Here is a 20132-nt window from a genome sequence, read left to right as displayed (position 1 = left end):
TCATTTAAGATTGGCTTCGTATGCAGCCAGGGTCTTTTCGATATCCTCATCAATATGTGCAGTGGAGAGGAAGTTCGTCTCGAACTGTGATGGTGGCAAGAAAACACCGCTGTCCAGCATCTTGAAGAAGAAATTCAGATATCCTTCCTTATCGCATTTGAGCACATCCTGATAGTTAAGAGGCCTGTCGCCAAAGAATATCTTGAACATTGAAGAGATTCCCGACACCGTATAATCCAGACCCAGGTCCGCAACTACATCCGATAATCCAGATCTGAGCTTATCTCCGGCAAAACTGAGCTTTTTATGCACGTCCTCTTTCTCAAGAACATCCAGAACTGTAAGCCCTGCTGCAACAGATGCCGGGCTTCCGCTGTAAGTACCTGCCTGGTACACGCTTCCTGACGGTGCAATCATCTCAATAATCTCTTTCTTACCACCGAATATTCCAATCGGAAGACCACCACCTATGATCTTTCCAAGAGTGGTCATGTCAGGAGTAACACCGTAGTATTCCTGTGCACCTCCCATGGACAACCTGAAACCTGTGATAACCTCGTCAAAAATGAGGACAACATCGTTTTCCTCAGTAACCTTGCGTACTTCCTGCAGGTAATCCTTTTCGGGAAGAACAGGACCGATATTTCCCATTACCGGTTCAAGAATAAAGGCAGCCAGATCATCACTGTACTTCTCCATGAGAGTTGTCAGTGCTTCGATATCATTGAAAGGTACCTGAAGTGTGTGCTTTGTGAAATCTTCAGGGATTCCAAGGGAATCCGGTTTTCCAAGGGTTGTAGCTCCCGAGCCTGCCTTAACAAGAACTGCATCGTGTGCCCCGTGGAAACCACCTTCTATTTTAATGAACTTGTTCTTGCCGGTGAATCCCCTTGCTGCCCTGAGAGCACTCATGGTAGCCTCAGTACCTGTGGATACAAAACGGAGCATATCAATGCTCGGATATATTCCGGCTATCCTGTCTGCAAGATTTACCTCAAGTTCTGTAGGAGTGCCGTATAGCCAGCCTTTATCAAGCTGGGAGATAACGGCCTCTTTGACCTTCGGATTCGCATGGCCCAGAATATTAGGACCGTATGCGAGACAATAATCAATATACTCATTACCGTCTATATCCGTAATTTTCGATCCGCTGGCTGATTGTGTATAGAACGGATAGGGTTTGATAGCCCTCACCGGACTGCTTACTCCCCCTGGAAGGAGAGTTCTTGCTTTTTGATATAATTCTCTGGACTTATCTAGGGACATAAGATCACCATATAATCATTTTAGCATCCTTGCCATATCTTTTGCAAAATAGGTCAGTATCATGTCCGCACCGGCGCGCTTCATGGAAAGCAGTGACTCATAAATCGCCTGTTTTTCATCGAGCCAGCCATTTTGTGCGGCTGCCTTTATCATTGAAAATTCACCACTGACGTTGTATGCAGCGGTTGGTATTTCGAATTCGGTCTTGAGACGGTATAATATATCTAAATACGAAAGTGCCGGTTTAACCATGATTATGTCAGCACCCTCTTCGATATCAAGGGCCGCCTCCATAAGTGCTTCATCTGAGTTTGCAGGATCCATCTGGTGAGTGGACCTGTCACCAAAGCAGCATCCTGATCCGGCTGCATCCCTGAAAGGACCGTAGAATGAGGAAGAGTATTTTGCGGCATAGGACATAATAGGAATATTGTGGAATTTATTGTCATCAAGTTCACTGCGAATTGCAGATATCATGCCATCCATCATTCCTGACGGTGCCACCATGTCAGCACCCGCCTTTGCATGGCTTACTGCTGTCTTCCCAAGTAAGGGCAATGTTGGATCGTTCATTATCTCTTCGGTGTCACTATTCACTATCCCGCAGTGTCCGTGACTGGTATACTCACAAAGGCAGACATCGGTAATTACAAGCATATCCTTGCCGAGTTCACTCTTAATTTCACGTATGGCACGCTGTACAACATCGTCGTCTCCCCAGGCAGAGCTTCCCTGTTCATCCTTTGTTTCCGGTATACCAAAAAGTAATATGGCAGGAATACCAAGATCAGCAGCTTCTTTTGCCTCATCTGCAATTTTCTCAACCGGTAGATTGTAAATGCCAGGCATTGATGCTACCTCCTGCGGATTGTCTATTGTCTCATTAGCAAATACCGGATAAATCAGGTCATCAGCAGACAATGAAGTCTCACGCACCAGGTTCTTAATCTTGCCACTTCTCAACCTTCTCATTCTACGCTCGGGGAACATTTTACCAGCTCATTCTTTTCTTTTATGTTGGATTTGTTTACGATAAATACTCTGGCAACAGATTCAAGCAGTTCATCATCACCTATTTCCGCTGCATACCTAAGTATCTTGGTAGGTTCCGCCAGCATTTTATTAATGATTGAATGCGAAAGGTCCTCTATAATCTGCTTCTCGATATCGCCAATTGTATGGTAAGCACTTAATTTCGTGAGAGCCTTTTCTTTTTCATTTACACGAAGCTTATATGACTGTGCATATAACTCAGAAACAAGGTGGTCTGCTCTCTGACGCTTGTACTGCTTTGTCAAGAGGTTAAACTCTTCATCGATGATCGTTTGTGCTTTTTTAGCTTCCTCTATCCTGAGCTCCAGATTTTTCTCATTGATAACACGCAGATTGTCAATATTATATAGTGTCACATGAGGAATATCTACAATGGAAGGCTCGATATCTCTGGGATTTGCAATATCTATCAGAAGAAGTTCTTTCTCCCTCGACTGCATTGCCTGGAGTAGCTGATCATGTTTCAAAACAAAATGTGGTGCTCCGGTAGCAGTTATGACTACGTCGGCCTTCTTAAGGTTCTCATCGATCTGATCGAAATGGACAGCATGTCCACCCATCTCATCAGCAAGCTGTTTTGCGGTTGAATACGTCCTGTTCGCAATGTACATTAATTCGATATCCCTGTGGGAAAGAGCCCTGGTTACAAGGGTTCCCATCTCACCGGTTCCGATTACAAGTACCATTTTATTCTTCAGGTCACCGACTGTATCCTCTGCAAGGTCCACTGATGCTGATGCAATAGACAGGGCACCTCTGTTGATCTCTGTTTCGGTCCTTACCCTTTTACCGACCTGTATAGCCTTACTGAATGCAGTATCAAGCATCCTTCCAGTGGTACCGAGGTTTCTGGCTATCTGGTACAGCTCCTTTATCTGGCCCAGTATCTGGTCCTCACCTATTATCATGGATTCAAGACCGGAAGATAACCTTAACAAATGCATTACAGATTCTTCATGATCATAGAAATCGAATATGTTGGAAGATAAGCCCATTTCCTTTGCAAAATGGAACAGCACACTGCTTCCCTTGGGAGAAACAACATACATCTCGATGCGGTTACATGTCTTGAGTACTGCACATTCACACACAAGCTCGTTTGCATATAGTTCCCGGAGAATATAATCCAGGTCACCATCCCATACATCTTCCATCTCTTCCACGCTTGCTTTGGAATGTGTGATTACCATACTGGAGATCTCAGTCATCGGGACACCTCACGGTTTGTTCCTAAAAATGCTGTTAACGTATTATAATAGAGCATGCTATCGGACTTTCTTGTTTATTTTCTCAGTAACTATACCTTGTGCTATTTTAAACCCTTTGTCATAGGATTCACCAAGTGCGGACCAGACTTCTTCGCTATCAAGAACTTGCCATAACAACTCTTTCCTGTCCCGTTGGTCAGGCACATTTTCTTTCAGATATCCACGCAGGTTTTCCTGGACCTTTATCATATCCGCAAATTCAGGAGTTATTAAATTTTCGATATTCTGTCGGACAAACCTGGAAAAAGCAGGGCTCGAACCGGCTGTGGATATGCTTATAGTAAGATCACCCCTTTTTACCACCGAAGGAACAGTGACATCACCAATGGCGTCAACCTGGTTAGTAAGTATGTTCTTTTTTCTTGCTGCTGCAACTATCCGCTCATTGATGTTACGCTGGTTCGTGGCAGGGATCACAAGGAATGCACCATCTACAAAATCGTCTATTTCTTCATCTGACAACTTTCCCACATCTGCTGTTACCAGATGAACATTGTCCTTTTCAGAAATGTCCCGGATTGCCGGAGTAAAGCTCCTGCTTATTACTATGACATCAGCATACCGAGAAAATGACAGGGCTTTTCTTTCCCCAACAGAACCGCCACCAAAAATAACAATTTTTCTGCCGGTCATGTCTATAAGCAGTGGTAGGAAAGGATTCTCTGGTGCCATGCGAAATACTCCTCTTCTGATTCCCTTGCCTTTCACTGTAAATTAGTTAAACATTGCGACTAAACTACAGGCGAACGCCGGTCTTCTTGAATTCACGTTCACTGAACAAAAGCCTGTAATCTTTAATCCCGGTTGCCTGCGAGATCCTTGCAGCTATCTCTTCACAATCTTCTCTTGTGTAGGAATGGACCATAGTGAAAAGATTGTATTCCCATCCGGGACGACGGGGCCTTTCGTAACAGTGAGTTACCTCATCAAAGGCTGCCATGATGCTGCCAATCTCCTCAACCTGTTCATCCGGAACATTCCAGATGCACATGGCATTTGCAACAATTCCTATATCCCTGTGCCCGATTGATGCACCAAAACGACGGATGATACCTTTTTCCTGCATCTTCTTGATCCTGCTTACCACCTCATCCTCAGTCAGGCCAAGCTGGTCTGCAATATCCCTGAACGGAGAAGGAGTTAAAGGAATACCATTCTGTGTGAATCTTATTATCGCTTCTTCAATCTCGTCCACATTCTCACCTTATGTTGAACCTGACACCGATCTTGAACAGTCTTTTTGTAGGCAAGTTGATGAATTTCAGGCCTGTTTTCTCCTTAAGCTCATCAAGTATCTCTTTTATCCTTTCTTCTCTTGCAGCGGAAAGAGTAAACCAGACATTGAACTTGTCAGGACGAAGGTAGTTGTGTGAGACCTCCGGATAATCATTTATGTAGGCAGCAACTTCATCGATCATTTCATCCGGCACATTTACAGCTACGAGAGTGCTTGTTCCCCCGATACTATTACGGTTTATTACCGGTCCGATTTTCCTGACTGCTCCTTCATCATGTAACCTTTCAAGGCGCATGATCACTTCTTCTTCACTAATGCCTAACTTTTCCCCTAGTTTTTTGAACGGATGAGCATCAAGCGGAAAATCAAACTGTATAGTATTAAGTATCGTTTTATCAGTATCGTCAAGATCTATCATTTAAAATCACTGTTTTTCAGGTACGTATATGCAATAGGGCTCCTCTGCAAGATAATCCCCGGTTGCAGCATAGGCACGTGCACGGCAGCCTCCGCATACTTTATTGTATTCACAATCACCGCATTTGCCCTTGAGTTTGCAGACATCCCTCAGGTCATTGAATACCTTTGAGTTCTCCCATATATCCTTGAAGGATTGTTCTTTAATGCTTCCTGCAAGTGCAGGCAAGTATCCGCAAGGGTAGACTTCTCCTATACTGGATACGAAGCAAAATCCGGTACCACCCAGGCACCCTTTTGTCATTGCCTCATAACCATGGGTCTTAACGGTAACCTCGATACCTTCTTTTCTTGCCCTCTGGCGCATTATCCTGAAATAATGAGGTGCACAGGTTGCCTTCAACTGTATTTTTGCCTTTTTCTGCTCATCATAGAACCAATTAAGGACCCTTTCGTATTCAACTGAGGGGATTTCCTCGTTTTCGAGTTCTTTGCCTCTTCCTGTGGGCACCAGCAGGAAAATATGCAAGGCTTCGGCCCCTATCTCAGTTGCCATCTCAAGAATAGCAGGTATCTCCCGAAGATTGCGTTTTGTAATTGTTGTATTTATCTGAAAACCGATGCCTGCCTTTTTAATAGCATCAATGCCTTTCATGGCACCTTCAAAAGCTCCCGGCATGCACCTGAAATCGTCATGTGTCTGGGGACTTGAGCCATCAAGGCTTATACTTATCCGCCTGACGCCTACATCCCGGAGTTTTTCAGCTACTTCCTGAGTTACAAGCGTTCCGTTGGTTGCGAGAGCAACGTGGAGGCCTTTTCCGGTTGCATACTCTGCCAGTTCATAAATATCATCCCTTACAAGGGGTTCACCACCACTGAGTATCAGTATAGGATTTCCCATTTCAGCGATCTCATCGATGAACTGCATTGCTTCTTTCGTAGTAAGTTCACCGGTCGGCTTTTCAAAAGTCGATGCCCCGCGGCAGTGTCTACAGGAAAGGTTACATCCTGCAGTTGTTTCCCACGCTATTAGTCTTGGAGCTTTTACCATATTCATCAATTGTATTTTTTGAAGTCAGAGCTTCATTTACTATATATAGGATGGCACTATACTAGTGCACACCCGTATTAATAATTAGTCATTAGTACGTGACACATTAGCCTAAAACGGATTACAGATATATGGTTACAGCGCCTATTGGCCAACAGGGAACCGGGCTTTCAACAAGAGGTGAATATAATAAACGCCTTAGAGCTTGCATTTGTATATACGTGGATCATACTAATAGTATACTCCATTCATCTGACACGTGTCCGCCGATCTCTGGAAAAGGAGATCAAGAGGCTAAGAGGATGATCGATATTAACTGAAGGTGCTTGAGTGGACAGGAAACAGAAGACTGTTCTTGCAATATTTTTTATATTTTTTGTCGGAGCCATAGGGCTCTGGAACGTAGACCTTTCTCAGGGATATCCAATGATATCGGAACTGAGGGAAAACCCCGACAAATATGTGGGTAATGATGTCAATACGATGGGAGTTATCAAGAATGGTACTCTTGACATCTCAACAGAAGGTATTTCATTCTCACTGATAGATATGGAAGATGAGAAATTCGAGATAGAAGTTGAGTATAAGGGAGCACTGCCTGCAAACCTGGAAGAGGGAAAAGGTATTAGTATTAGTGGCGAGATGGTCTCGCACGACAGGATAGAAGCTAATAAGATAGTGATGGGCTGCCCTTCAAAGTATACTGAATGATAAGGCTCGAAAAACTATGACAGAAATAGAGAATCTTGAAGAATACCAGATAATAAAGGCTTCAATGGACGAGCTTGTCGCTTCAATGGACGACGGTTCGAACATGAAAAAGATGATGCTGCATATTTGTAGTTCCGGTGGGAAAAGTATTCGTCCCATTATACTTATGCTGTGCACCGAAATATGTGAAGCTGATTCGAGAAAGAGCATCAATGCAGCTCTTGCCATCGAATTGATACATTCAGCATCCCTTATACATGATGATGTTCTGGACGACGGGGTTTTACGCAGAGGAGTTGAATCAGCCCACAAAAAGTACGGAATTCCGGCAGCTATACTCTGCGGCGATTTCCTTATATCAAAGGCAATTTCCCTCATATCTTCATACGGTACTGACTCAGTACTTGAATTCGGAAGGGCAGGAATGTACATGGCAGAAGGAGAAACTATTGACATTTCCAGTGCCGACAATGAATTCAGGAAAAAGAATTATTTTGATTGTATCTCAAAGAAAACGGCGTCCTTGTTTGCTGCAAGTGCAGCCATAGGTGCCTATGTTGCAGGAGCTGACAGAGACCTTGCACTCAAACTAAGGGATTTTGGCGAATGCGTAGGCAATGCATACCAGATAGTAGATGACCTGCTTGAGTATCTTGACAGACTCGAGGACAAGCAGTCAACATATGAATCAGTTACATTGCCGTTGATCCTGCGTCGAAGCCTGGGACACGAGGAAACCATAAGGGCTACCGTTGAAGAGGTCAACTTCTATGTGACCAGGGCAAAAAAAATACTTGATGAGTTCAGTCCCTCGGATGCTAAAGATAAACTACTGATGATTACGGACCTTATCACCCTTGACATGTTACCCGCAAACATCCTTGAAGCAAATTGTCCAAATAAGTCTTAATTCTCAATTACCAGGTGTGTCCATGAAAGTCTATGATAAATCTGTTTTAAAAGTGAATGCAAGCACAGTAGATGGGAAAGTCGTACTCGACACGGAAGGACCACTCTCCCCGGTTGCAAAACCGATAATAAAGCGTATAAACAATATTTTCCAGGAAGAAAAGCCCATATCTTCCGACGAAAAGAATATCATTTTTTCAACATGGGTACCCCCTATGCCAAGTGAGGCTTTTAATCGCATGATTAGTTCACAGGTTGCCTCAATACTCAAAAAAAGGATTCCTGACCAGTTCTCCATAGGCATAACCGGAAAATGCCCTTATGATTGTATCCACTGTGGGGCTGACGGCATAGCTGCAGACCCCGAGCTCAGCTTTGATGAGATCAATAGCACAATCGAACAGGCTCTTGATCTGGGCAGCTACTATATCTCATTTGACGGCGGAGAAACAATGCTGCGTAAGGACCTTGCAGAAATGGTTGCCAGGGTTGATAAGGAACGGGCAATTGCAACCTGCTTTACATCAGGTTTTGCCCTGAATGAAGAACGTGCCAGAAAACTTAAGGAAGCGGGGCTTTTTGCAGTGCATATGAGTCTTGACAGTCCTGACGAGAAAGAGCATGACAGGGTAAGAGGAAGAGAAGGTGCTTTCAGGAATACCGTGAACGGAGCAAAATTTGCTATGGATGCAGGTATACTTGCAGATCTGTTCGTGGTTATGTCGCCACATAATATAGATGACCTTGAGGGATTCTACCAGTTTGCATGGGACATGGGCATGCCGGAGATGTCAATATATGAGATAGTTGCCGTAGGCCGCTGGCTGGAGCACGAAGATGAGGTCATCAGTGATAAGGATGTTAAACGTCTTGGAGATTTCCAGAAAAAAATCAATAAAAAGCCTGAAGGGCCGAGGGTAACTGCCCTTCCTTACTTCATGGGTCCTGACCAGTTCGGCTGCTTTGCAGGAAGGCGCTGGATGCACACAACTGCCGGAGGTGACGTGCTTCCATGTGCATATACACCGCTTTCTTTCGGGAATGTTCGTGAGGAGAAACTATCCACCATATGGGAGCGCATGGGCAGGCATGAGGCTTACAAGTGCTCGGCAGAATATTGCATGATGCGTAACCCGGAGTTCAGGAAAAAATATATCCATACCATCCCGGATGGAGAACAGCTTCCCTACAGGTCTGACCTTCTTATGAAACTGTAGAAATACCTGATAAGTTAAATTAGTTCTATCTTTGGTCAGATAATCGTTCATTTTCTATATAGTAACAGGACGAATGTTTCCTGTTACATCTTATTTTAAGTTGATGGCGGACATTAGTGGACAATATCACAAAAAATCATTATCAATCAGATGATTGAGAACTACGAAACCTTTATATGTGATTTAGCAGTAGAAGGAGTGCATTACTCAGGATTTATAATAATTAATCACTACATGAGGATTAGCATGGCCAAAGACAAAATCTTATCTGAAATTAAAGATGCAGAAGGCAATGCACGAAAAATGGTTGAGGCCGGTGTTAAAAACAAACACGACCGAATCACCAGTGCACGTGCAGAGGCCAGGGAAATAATAAAGCAAGCCGAAGCCGATGCACAAAAAGCAGCACAGAGTGCAATGAAGTCTGCTGAAGAGTCCATCGCTTCAGAAAAGAAAACAATCACAGAGGATGGTGAAAAAGAAGCCTCGGTGGTTGCCGAAAAAGCATCTTCAAATGTGGATAAAGCGGTCGATAATCTGATAACAGAGTTTGAGAGGGCAATCCATGCTTAAGGCAAAACAGATGACTCGTGCCGTAATTGTTGGCCACAAAAGTATACTTGAAGAAACGGTCAATTCTCTGCACAAGACAAATCTGTTCCAGATCGAAGATTATATTGAAGACGACTCTGACCTCAAAATTGGAAAACCCTTTGGAAACATAAGTGAGATATCAAAGAAACTCATTAAGATCAGATCTATTGGCAGCCTGCTCGGTGTAAAAGATACCGAATCTCAAAAACAGGCATCAGATTCACTATTTGTCGATCTTGACAACAAGCTTAATACACTTGATTCTGAAGTGAATGCACTTGCAGAGAAAAAAAGCGGACTGGAAGCAGAACTTAAAGAAACCGAATCTCTTAAGAAAGAATTACTTCCTTTTGCCAATATTGATCTTAGCCTTGATCTGTATCATGGCTACGAGAATCTAGCTGTTTTTGCAGGATATGTGCAGGAAAACGTGGAATCTGCTATTTCAAAGATCACATCTTCTTATGAACTCTATTACGATCCAAAAGCGGGCGTAACAGTTCTTTTCGTTGCAAAGGAAAAGGCAGAAGAAGTATCCGATACCTTGGCAAAAGCACTGTTCAAGGAACTCAGGGTTCCTGATGTCAGTGGTGTGCCAGCTACTATACTTGCAGATATCGAGAGAAAGGAAGCTGACATAGGAAAGAGAATTGAAGCTACAGATGTTGAGATTGAATCACTCAACCATAAGTATGCGGATTTCATCCTCGCAAGCAACGAACTTCTTTCTATCGAGACCCAGAAATCAGAAGCACCTCTCAGAATTGCTACTACTGAGAGTACATTCGTAATTGAGGGCTGGGTTCCTTCAGAGAATTATAATCAACTTGAACAGACTGTCAATTCAGCAACTGACGGACGTGCATTCATATCAAGTCAGGAAATGACAAAAGAAGACGAACAGAAAGTTCCGATAGAGTATGACAACCCAAAGGTATCAGCTCCATTCGAGGAAATAATGGACCTGTATGCCCGTCCCAGATACAAGGAGATCGACCCGACTACTCTTATATTTATTTCATTCCCGCTCTTTTACGGAATGATTCTGGGAGATATTGGTTATGCATTAATACTTCTGACACTTGCATTTGCAATTAAGAAATTTGTATCTTCAGATGCAGTTAAGCCTTTGATGAATATTCTTATTTACTGTCAGATATCCACATTTCTCTTCGGAATACTGTACGGTGAGTTTCTGGGATTCCCGCTTGCAAGCGTGCATACGGATCACGGAGTCGTAGCCGGACTCATACCTGGCTTTGAGACGGTCGAACTGTTCGCATCACCCATAGGCGGAGAAATTGTTACCTACCCTATACACAGAACCCATCTTGTAATGACCCTGATTGTTGTAACCGCTCTTATTGGTGTAATCCACATCAACATCGGTTATATGTTGGGTTTCATTAATGAAAACAAAAAACATGGTTTTATGGCAGCTCTACTCGAAAAGGGTAGCTGGATAGTTGTGGAACTCGGTATTCTTCTTGCAGCATTAGGCTATGTGGGAATGCTCCCGATAGCAGTGGGAATAATTGTATTCCTGATAGGATTTATAATGCTTGTCAAAGGAGAAGGTATTAAAGGACCTATCGAATTACCGGCACTTCTCAGTAACTCTCTTTCATATACTCGTTTAATAGCTGTCGGATTGTCATCCATCTACATTGCATCAACTGTCAACCTGATCGCCTTTGAAATGATCTGGCAGCCAGGCACTGCAATAGGTGTGGCGACTATCTTTGCAATTGTTGTGTTCCTTTTCGGACACGCTCTTAACACTGTCCTGAGTATTATTGCCCCCGGATTACACTCACTCAGGTTGCAGTATGTAGAATTCTTCGGAAAGTTCTACGAAGGTGGGGGAAGAAAGTACAATCCATTTGGATATATTAGAAAATACACGGAGGAAAAATAAAATGTCAGACCCAGTAACAGCAACAACCACAATGATGGACCCAGCAGGATTAAAAGCAATCGGAGCAGGACTCGCAGTAGGACTTACAGGACTTGCATCCGGTATCGCCGAAAAGGACATCGGTAGTGCAGCAATCGGTGCAATGGCAGAAAACGAGAGTCTGTTCGGTAAAGGTTTGATCCTTACTGTAATTCCAGAAACAATCGTAATCTTCGGTCTTGTAGTTGCACTGTTGATCAGCTAAATTTATTTAAGAGCACCTCTTGCTCTTAAATTTATTAAAGGTGTGTGAGCATGGGACTTGAAACTGTTGTTAAAGATATCATGGATGCCGCACAGGCAGAAGTAGCTCAGTTAGATAGCGAAGCGGATGCTGAGGTTTCTCAAATAATAGATGAAGCAAAGCAGAGTGCTAAGAAGATAATGGGCGAAAGTCTTGCAAAGGCAGAGGATGATATCAAAAAGATCAGGCAGCAAGAAATATCCAGTGCAAATCTTGAAGTAAAGCGCACACTGCTCAATGCACGCAAGGAAGTACTCGAGAAAGTATATACCCAGGCTGAGGAATCCATAACTGCATTTTCCCCTGAAAAGAATAAAGAACTTCTCAAATCCTTAATTGAGAAATATGAAGCATCTGGAAAGAAAATCTATTCCAATGCAGGCTCAGAGGAAATTGTCAAGGAACTAAGTTCATTGGAATATGCGGGCAACATTGAATGTCTCGGTGGCGTTATCATTGAGAACGAAGATGGGACCGTAAGACTGGACTATACATACGATGTCATTCTGAAAAGCGTGAACGAGCAGTTGTTGAGGCAAACATCTGATATCTTATTCGGGTGATTTCTAAATGCAGCTGTTGCAGAAATATAAGCGTGGAAATTCCAGAACACAATCCAAGGGTCATTCCAACTACGCATACACTACTGCACGTGTTCGTGCAATGAAGAGTAAGATTTTGCCAAAGGAGACCTATCCCCGACTAATGAATATGGGTATTGATGAGATCACAAGATTCATTGGAGAGACGGAATATAAAGAGGATGTTGATGAGCTGGCAAGACAATACGAAGGTGCAGATCTTATAGAACATGCCCTGAACAGGAATCTCGCCGTGACCTTCACAAAGTTGATTAACATCTCTGAGGGTGAGGTAAATTACCTTGTCGCAGAAGAACTCAAAAAGTATGATATCTGGAATATCAAAACAATTCTTCGAGGGAAATATTGCAAAGCTTCGACAGAAGAAATTCTGGAAGCCATTGTTGCAGCAGGTAGTTTGAGCTACACATTCCTTTCTGAGCTGGCAACAAAGGACAATTATGAGGATGTAATCTCAGAACTTGAGAACACCGAATACAACGCAATATTGAAGGATTACAACGGCACCAATCTTTCAGAGATTGAGAATCAGCTTGATAAAATGTACTATGCAGGGCTTTTTACTGCAACTGAAGGTTCAAAGTCCAAAGACCGCAAATTATTTGCCAAGTTTACAAGGACAGGCATTGATATAAAGAACCTCACTACGCTCTTCCGTATGAAGAAGGCAGGGATCACTGATCCTGAGATGATGTATCTGATGATCGATGGTGGACTCAAGCTGAAACTCAAGGACATCGAAAGGCTAATACCACTCTCTTTTGAAGATTTCATCTCTGAACTAGAGAAATACCCTTACTGGGAAGAAATCTCCGATGTAGTGAGCCCGGACATGCAATCTTTGATAGATGTCGAATCAAGGCTGAAAAAACACAGACTTAAATCTGCAGCAAGCTTTTCACATGTTTATCCACTCTCTATAGTACCAATCATGGACTACATGCTAAGCAAACAGAATGAGGTAAACAACCTGCGGATAATAATACGTGGAAAAGCCGCCAACCTCAGTGATGAAGTTATCAGGGAACAGTTGGTGATTTGATGGAACTTGCAGTAGTCGGAAACGGCGAGTTTGTAACAGGATTCAGACTTGCTGGTGTTAAAAAAATATTTGACGTTGTCGATGGCGAACTTGAATCTACTGTAGAGAAAATACTTGAGGATCGAGAAGTCGGTATTCTTGTTATGCACGGTGATGATCTAAATAAACTACCGGAAATTTTGAGAAACACTATCAATGAATCTGTTGAACCAACTGTTGTGACTCTCGGAGGTAGTGGTCAGAGTTCGAACTTAAGGGAAAAAATAAAACAATCGGTAGGTGTTGATCTGTGGAAATGAAAGGTGAAATTTATCGGGTGGCCGGGCCTGTTGTCACAATTACAGGTATTAAACCAAAAATGTATGATGTAGTGCATGTAGGTCACGAAGGTTTAATGGGCGAAGTTATTAGAATTGAAGGTGAAAAAGCCACTGTTCAGGTATACGAGGATACATCCGGCATCAAGCCAGGTGAGCCTGTTGTGAACACTGGAATGTCACTTTCAGTAGAACTCGGCCCAGGATTATTAGAAAGTATTTATGATGGTATTCAGAGACCTCTGAAAGTACTCCAGGAAAAGATGGGAGACTTCATTGACAGAGGTGTTACTGCAAACGGTCTTGACCGTGACAAGGTATGGGATTTCAAGCCAACTGTAACCAGTGGCGATTCCATAGAAGGCGGTCAGACAATTGGTGTTGTACAGGAAACAGAGAACATTGAACATAAGATCATGGTTCCTCCAACAGTTTCCGGTACAGTTGAAGAAATAAAGTCAGGTAAGTTCAAAGTAGACGAAACTGTATGTGTACTTACAGACGGCACAGAGCTTTCCATGATGCAGAAGTGGCCTGTAAGAATGCCACGTCCTGTTGACAAGAAGTTCATCCCAAGAAAACCTCTTATTACAGGTCAGAGAATTCTTGACGGTCTTTTCCCGGTTGCAAAGGGCGGTACAGCAGCTATCCCTGGTCCATTCGGTTCAGGAAAGACAGTTACCCAGCAGCAGCTTGCAAAATGGAGTGACACTGACATTGTAGTTTATATCGGATGTGGAGAACGTGGAAACGAGATGGCTGATGTACTGAACGAGTTCCCTGAACTCCAGGACCCAAAGACCGGTCGTCCACTCATGGAACGTACAGTTCTTATAGCAAACACATCCAACATGCCTGTAGCTGCCCGTGAAGCATCTGTTTACACAGGTATCACAATTGCAGAATACTACCGTGACATGGGATACGATGTATCACTTATGGCTGACTCTTCATCCAGATGGGCAGAAGCAATGAGAGAAATTTCCTCAAGGCTTGAAGAAATGCCTGGTGAAGAAGGTTATCCTGCATATCTCTCTGCAAGGCTCTCTGAATTCTATGAGCGTGCAGGTGCAGTAAAATCACTTGCAGCGGAAGAGGGTTCAATCACAGTTATCGGTGCAGTATCACCACCTGGTGGTGACTTCTCAGAGCCTGTTACACAGAACACACTACGTATCGTAAAAGTATTCTGGGCACTGGATGCAAAGCTTGCACAGAGAAGGCACTTCCCATCCATAGACTGGCTTACAAGTTACAGTCTGTACACACAGGGTCTTTCTGACTGGTTCGCAGAGAACGTTGCACCTGACTGGGTACCACTCAGGGACAATGCAATGGATCTTCTCCAGCAGGAATCAGAACTTCAAGAAATCGTACAGCTTGTCGGTTCCGATGCACTTCCGGAAGACCAGCAACTGGTTCTTGAAATCTGCCGTATGCTCAGGGAATACTTCCTTCAGCAGAATGCGTTCCACCCTGTTGACACATACTGTCCGTTCGATAAGCAGTACAAATTATTGAAAGCAATCTCCAAGTACAGTGACATGGCACAGGCAGCACTGGAATCCGGCATACCAATGAAGGATATCCTTTCCGTCGAGTCCAAGGACGAACTTGCCAAGGTCAAATTCGAAGAGGACTTCGATAGTGCACTGAATGTTGTCATGGAAAAGATGGACAAGGAATTTGCAGCACTTGGAGGCAACTAAGATGACCAAGGAATATAAGACGATCACAGAAATCTCCGGACCATTAATGTTCCTCGAAAAGACCGAGCCGGTAGGTTATGGTGAACTTGTTAACATCAACCTTCCAGACGGCACGACAAAAAGAGGACAGGTCCTTGATACATCCGCTGACGTTGTAGCGGTTCAGGTATTCGAAGGAACTGGCGGACTGAATGAGGAATCCGGTGTAGTGTTCACCGGAGAAACCATCAAACTGCCTGTTTCAAAGGACATGCTCGGACGTATCCTTTCCGGTTCAGGAGAACCATTGGATGGCGGACCACGTATTGTTCCTGAAGACAGGATCGATGTAAATGGTGCATCAATGAACCCATATTCAAGGATGCCACCAGAGGACTTCATCCAGACAGGAATCTCAACTATTGACGGAACAAACACCCTTGTCCGTGGACAGAAGCTTCCTATCTTCTCAGGTTCAGGTCTTCCACACAACGAGATCGCTCTTCAGATTGCACGTCAGGCAAAGGTTCCAGGTTCCACTGAGGATTTCGCAGTAGTATTCGCTGCAATGGGTATCACAAACGAAGAAGCCCAGTACTTCATGGAAGACTTCGAGAAGACCGGTGCTCTTGAGAGAGCTGTGGTTTTCCTTAACCTTGCAGACGACCCCGCTGTAGAACGTATCATCACTCCAAGGATGGCTCTTACGGCTGCAGAGTACCTTGCATACGAACACGACATGCACGTACTTGTTATCCTTACTGACATCACGAACTACTGTGAAGCACTCCGTCAGATGGGTGCAGCTCGTGAAGAAGTACCAGGTAGACGTGGTTATCCGGGTTACATGTACACTGACCTTGCATCACTCTACGAACGTGCAGGTGTTATCAAGGGAAGGAAAGGATCAGTTACCCAGTTCTCAATCCTTACCATGCCTGGTGACGATATCACTCACCCGATCCCAGATCTGTCAGGATATATCACAGAAGGCCAAATCGTAGTTTCCAGGGAACTTCACATGAAGGGTATCTACCCTCCAATCAATGTGCTCCCATCCCTGTCACGTCTGATGAACTCAGGTATTGGTGAAGGAAAGACAAGGGAAGATCACAAGGCAGTATCTGACCAAATGTATGCAGGATATGCAGAAGGTCGTGACCTCAGGGGTCTTGTAGCTATTGTAGGTAAGGAAGCATTGTCCGAAAGAGATCAGAGGATACTTGAATTCGCTGACCTATTTGAAGACAGGTTCGTCCGTCAGGGAAGAGATGAAGACAGGTCAATTGAAGACACTCTTACAGTTGGCTGGGATATCCTCTCCGAACTTCCTGAAGCCCTGCTTACCAGGATCGATAACAAGTATATCGACAAATACCACCCTGCTCGCAAGAGCAACTAAATAAAAAGGTGATCCAACATGGGCGTGAAAGATGTAAAACCAACTCGTTCAGAGCTTATTGAGATTAAAAAGAAGATCAAGCTCTCTCAGAGTGGCCACAAGCTGCTCAAAATGAAGAGAGACGGTCTTATCCTTGAGTTCTTTGAGATCCTCAGCAAAGCAAAGGATGTCAGAACTGAGCTGGATGCCGCCTATGAAGATGCTTCCCGGATGATAGGTATTGCAAATGCTGTTGACGGTACTATTACCGTCAAATCCACAGCTTTTGCACTTCAGAGCAAGCCAGAGATAGAACTGGAAAGCCGTAACATCATGGGTGTTGTCGTTCCGAAGATCGAGTCATCCAGTGTCAAGAAGTCCATAAATGAACGTGGATATGGTATTCTTGGTACCAGCGCATACACCGATGAGGCTGCAGATGCTTATGAGCTTCTTGTAGAGAAGATTATCCTTGCTGCAGAGATTGAGACAACCATGAAAAAGCTTCTTGATGATATCGAGAAGACAAAAAGGCGTGTCAATGCTCTTGAGTTCAAGGTGATACCAGAACTTCAGGAATCAATGGTCTTCATACGGCTCCGTCTCGAAGAGATGGAAAGGGAAAACACCTTCAGATTGAAGAGGATTAAGGGATAATCCTCTGATACTCTTTTTTATGAATTCCGATCCTGATGATCGACCAAATATGGTAGATCGTTTTATTATAAAGTTAACACAACCCGAGAACCTTGCAAGGATTCTCAGGTGGGCATGGCTTATTTCCTTATTGATGCTCGTATTGGGCTACATCATAATCTATACGAAGATAGCACACTTGCTACCTTTTTGACGCTTTTAGGACCTTTAATGAGTCAAGTACTTTCTGCGCATGCCCTTTAGTTCTGACTTTGTCCCATGTTGCGGTGACCTTTCCTTCCGGATCGATCAGATAAGTGCTCCTTACAGTCCCCATATATTCCTTGCCATAATTCATTTTCATTCTCCATACACCATAGAGCTGATGTATATCGATACTCTCATCTGAGAGCAGAGTGATTCCAAGATCCTTCTTTTCGATGAACTTACGATGTGATTCCACACTGTCTTTACTCACTCCCAGTATTACTGCACCTTCGGACTCAAACTCTTCTTTTAGTGCTGTGAAATCCTGTGCTTCCCTTGTGCATCCCGAAGTATTGTCCCGGGGATAAAAATAAAGAACAATCCATTTGTCCCTGTAATCTTTCAGACACTGCTCTTTTTCATTATGGTCAAAAAGGCAGAATTCCGGTGCTTCCTGTCCCTCAGGTATTAATGTATCCATGGTCTAATCTCCAGGAAACAATATGATCTATTCTTAAAAAATCTTGGGTTGGTATGCAGTTAGAATTGGGGCAGAGTTGTAAGTTTAATTCGTATAGGACCAACCCAATATATAGAATGATCTTGTGATATATAAAGATGAGTTCTATATTGTATATACCTCTATAATATGGTGTAATTATTCAAAATAAAGGTAATGTTCATTACTTTGTAGGTTGTTTACTATTCTAGCCGGAAAAAGATAATAGAGGGTAGGAAAACGGATGGAAATCATCAGAATGGAGAATGTCTCTGTCAAAGAGGAATCTAAAGACAAGCTTATTTTTTCTGACCTTGCCTTATCTGTAAACAAAGGTGAAAAAGTGCTCATCAAGGGCAGATCAGGCATTGGTAAGACTACAATCTTCAGGCTAATTCTGGGTTTTACTGAACACAGTTCAGGAGATATCTACTTTGAAGGGAGGAAAGTTGATTCTGCTCTTGTCTGGGACATACGAAAAAGAGTTGCCCACATTTCACAGGACAGCGATATAGGAGAAGGTCCTGTGATGGAGTTGTTTGAAGAGGTCTTTTCCTATAGTGCCAACAAGGATAAATTCAACCGAAGTGATCTGAACGCTCTGCTTTCGGAATTTTCACTCAAGGAAGATATTCTCACCAAGAAGTTCGAAAATCTTTCAGGAGGAGAAAAACAACGCATTGCAATTATCATTTCCCTGATGACAAAAAAGGACATCTTCTTACTTGATGAGATAACATCTGACCTTGATGCGGCCTTAAAGGAAAAGATAGTTGACTTTTTCCTGTCACATAGTGAATGGACGGTCCTTGCTATATCCCATGACAGGGAGTGGGAACGTGAAGGCGTAACGGTGATCGAATTCTCAAGAGTTATCTGTAAAGGAGAGGACTGAATATGTCAGCCATTGATATTTCCGTAATGGGGCTATTGTTCTGTTTCATGCTCCTGCTCATCCCCATATTTATAAGCTATTACCTTAGACTGCAACTGGCAGGCCCAACGCTGGAAAGTGCCTTCAGGATGACAGTACAGCTAGCTCTGGTAGGTTTCTTCCTGACATTTGTCTTTGAGCTGAACAGTGCAATCCTGAACCTCACCTGGGTGATAGTAATGGTGATCGCTGCTTCACACTCTGTCCTGAAGAATGCCGAACTAAAGCTTCAGTCATTGATCACACCACTTGCAGTCTCATTCCTGATAACTAACCTAGGGATACTGTTGTACTTCAACAGTTTAATTTTAGACCTGGAAAACGTCTTTGATGCAAGATATTTTATACCTATAGGCGGCATGGTGCTTGGCAATTCCCTGAGGGCCAATATTGTGGGTATCAATGATTTCTGTGACCAGATACAGAGAAACGAGAACAGGTACCTTTCAAAATTATCCCTTGGCGCCGAAAAACATGAAGCTCTCCTGCCATACATAAGGAAGAGTATCAGAAACGCGCTCAAGCCAACACTCGCAAACATGGCGACTATAGGCATAGTTTTCCTGCCAGGCATGATGACAGGTCAGATTCTCGGAGGTTCCAGCCCGCTAGTTGCAGTCGAATACCAGATTGCCATTATGATAGCCATCTATGTTACGACAGTCATGAACGTGGTACTGGGCATACTCATATTGATGCTCCGGGGTTTTGACGAATACGGTATGTTCAAAAAGGATATGTTCAAAGTTTAATGAATCTACTTCTGTTTTTAGTCAAAATTAGTAGATGAGAATCAGGAGTATCCCGGCAAGGACTATACCCAGGAATAGTACCAAAAGCATGTACAGAACAACTTTCACGTCTTCATCCATGTATGTAAGTTCTGATTTTTCTCATAA

Annotated in this window: 22 protein-coding genes; 14 read left to right on the top strand and 8 right to left on the bottom strand. The window is 43.4% G+C overall.

The window, feature by feature from the left end:
- The 7 genes from hemL to ahbD form a co-directional block, all read right to left on the bottom strand.
- Positions 1–1266 (bottom strand): glutamate-1-semialdehyde 2,1-aminomutase, encoded by a 1266-nt coding sequence (gene hemL, locus V7O62_RS13180; protein ID WP_406656798.1) that lies wholly within the window; start codon positions 1264–1266, stop codon positions 1–3.
- A 15-nt stretch (positions 1267–1281) separates the two neighbouring features.
- Positions 1282–2256, bottom strand: coding sequence for a porphobilinogen synthase (hemB, locus tag V7O62_RS13175; protein WP_406656797.1), 975 nt, complete (start codon positions 2254–2256; stop codon positions 1282–1284).
- Positions 2235–3527 carry a glutamyl-tRNA reductase gene (hemA, locus tag V7O62_RS13170; RefSeq protein ID WP_406656796.1) on the bottom strand — a complete coding sequence of 431 codons (1293 nt, stop codon included), beginning with the start codon at positions 3525–3527 and terminating at the stop codon, positions 2235–2237. Before hemA ends, hemB begins: the two co-directional genes overlap by 22 nt.
- 57 nt (positions 3528–3584) lie before the next feature.
- Positions 3585–4259, bottom strand: a complete 675-nt coding sequence (locus V7O62_RS13165) for a bifunctional precorrin-2 dehydrogenase/sirohydrochlorin ferrochelatase (protein WP_406656795.1) — start codon at positions 4257–4259, stop codon at positions 3585–3587.
- A 64-nt stretch (positions 4260–4323) separates the two neighbouring features.
- On the bottom strand, positions 4324–4782 hold the full coding sequence (gene ahbB / locus V7O62_RS13160) for a siroheme decarboxylase subunit beta (RefSeq protein WP_406656794.1): 459 nt from the start codon (positions 4780–4782) through the stop codon (positions 4324–4326).
- A 4-nt stretch (positions 4783–4786) separates the two neighbouring features.
- On the bottom strand, positions 4787–5242 hold the full coding sequence (gene ahbA, locus V7O62_RS13155) for a siroheme decarboxylase subunit alpha (protein ID WP_406656793.1): 456 nt from the start codon (positions 5240–5242) through the stop codon (positions 4787–4789).
- A gap of 6 nt (positions 5243–5248) precedes the next feature.
- Entirely contained in the window at positions 5249–6295 is a 1047-nt protein-coding gene (gene ahbD, locus V7O62_RS13150) for a heme b synthase (RefSeq protein WP_406656792.1), read from the bottom strand.
- A gap of 330 nt (positions 6296–6625) precedes the next feature.
- On the opposite strand from ahbD, the gene V7O62_RS13145 reads away from it, so the two are divergent.
- The 12 genes from V7O62_RS13145 (at position 6626) to V7O62_RS13090 (ending at position 17614) form a co-directional block, all read left to right on the top strand.
- Positions 6626–7006, top strand: a complete 381-nt coding sequence (locus V7O62_RS13145) for a cytochrome c maturation protein CcmE (RefSeq protein ID WP_406656791.1) — start codon at positions 6626–6628, stop codon at positions 7004–7006.
- Between the two features lie 16 nt (positions 7007–7022).
- Entirely contained in the window at positions 7023–7916 is an 894-nt protein-coding gene (locus tag V7O62_RS13140; RefSeq protein ID WP_406656790.1) for a polyprenyl synthetase family protein, read from the top strand.
- A gap of 22 nt (positions 7917–7938) precedes the next feature.
- A complete protein-coding gene (locus V7O62_RS13135) occupies positions 7939–9132 on the top strand; it encodes a radical SAM protein (RefSeq protein ID WP_406656789.1) in 1194 nt (397 codons plus the stop codon).
- A 246-nt stretch (positions 9133–9378) separates the two neighbouring features.
- Positions 9379–9705 carry an ATP synthase archaeal subunit H gene (gene ahaH, locus V7O62_RS13130; RefSeq protein WP_406656788.1) on the top strand — a complete coding sequence of 109 codons (327 nt, stop codon included), beginning with the start codon at positions 9379–9381 and terminating at the stop codon, positions 9703–9705.
- Entirely contained in the window at positions 9698–11644 is a 1947-nt protein-coding gene (locus V7O62_RS13125) for a V-type ATP synthase subunit I (protein ID WP_406656787.1), read from the top strand. Before ahaH ends, V7O62_RS13125 begins: the two co-directional genes overlap by 8 nt.
- Position 11645: 1 nt before the next feature.
- Entirely contained in the window at positions 11646–11888 is a 243-nt protein-coding gene (locus V7O62_RS13120) for a V-type ATP synthase subunit K (RefSeq protein ID WP_406656786.1), read from the top strand.
- Between the two features lie 50 nt (positions 11889–11938).
- Positions 11939–12490 carry a V-type ATP synthase subunit E gene (locus V7O62_RS13115; protein WP_406656785.1) on the top strand — a complete coding sequence of 184 codons (552 nt, stop codon included), beginning with the start codon at positions 11939–11941 and terminating at the stop codon, positions 12488–12490.
- 7 nt (positions 12491–12497) lie between these two features.
- On the top strand, positions 12498–13571 hold the full coding sequence (locus tag V7O62_RS13110; RefSeq protein ID WP_406656784.1) for a V-type ATP synthase subunit C: 1074 nt from the start codon (positions 12498–12500) through the stop codon (positions 13569–13571).
- Positions 13571–13870 carry a V-type ATP synthase subunit F gene (locus V7O62_RS13105; RefSeq protein WP_406656783.1) on the top strand — a complete coding sequence of 100 codons (300 nt, stop codon included), beginning with the start codon at positions 13571–13573 and terminating at the stop codon, positions 13868–13870. The genes V7O62_RS13110 and V7O62_RS13105 overlap by 1 nt, the downstream gene beginning before the upstream one ends.
- Positions 13867–15597 (top strand): ATP synthase subunit A, encoded by a 1731-nt coding sequence (locus V7O62_RS13100; protein ID WP_406656782.1) that lies wholly within the window; start codon positions 13867–13869, stop codon positions 15595–15597. The genes V7O62_RS13105 and V7O62_RS13100 overlap by 4 nt, the downstream gene beginning before the upstream one ends.
- A 1-nt stretch (position 15598) precedes the next feature.
- On the top strand, positions 15599–16978 hold the full coding sequence (locus V7O62_RS13095) for an ATP synthase subunit B (protein WP_406656781.1): 1380 nt from the start codon (positions 15599–15601) through the stop codon (positions 16976–16978).
- Positions 16979–16996: 18 nt separating this feature from the next.
- Entirely contained in the window at positions 16997–17614 is a 618-nt protein-coding gene (locus V7O62_RS13090; protein ID WP_406656780.1) for a V-type ATP synthase subunit D, read from the top strand.
- Positions 17615–17795: 181 nt separating this feature from the next.
- Here the strand turns inward: V7O62_RS13090 and V7O62_RS13085 are convergent, their stop codons facing one another.
- Positions 17796–18281, bottom strand: coding sequence for a peroxiredoxin (locus V7O62_RS13085; RefSeq protein ID WP_406656779.1), 486 nt, complete (start codon positions 18279–18281; stop codon positions 17796–17798).
- Between the two features lie 262 nt (positions 18282–18543).
- Between V7O62_RS13085 and V7O62_RS13080 the strand changes: the two genes are divergently transcribed.
- Complete coding sequence (locus V7O62_RS13080) at positions 18544–19194, top strand: ATP-binding cassette domain-containing protein (RefSeq protein WP_406656778.1); 651 nt, start codon at positions 18544–18546, stop codon at positions 19192–19194.
- A gap of 2 nt (positions 19195–19196) precedes the next feature.
- Positions 19197–19985: an ABC transporter permease gene (locus V7O62_RS13075; protein WP_406656777.1), complete on the top strand. Its 789-nt coding sequence runs from the start codon at positions 19197–19199 to the stop codon at positions 19983–19985.
- The last annotated feature ends 147 nt before the right edge of the window (positions 19986–20132 follow it).

This window comes from Methanolobus sp. ZRKC2 (assembly GCF_045291185.1).
Classification (GTDB): domain Archaea; phylum Halobacteriota; class Methanosarcinia; order Methanosarcinales; family Methanosarcinaceae; genus Methanolobus.
This window is presented reverse-complemented; position numbering and strand designations above follow the sequence as displayed.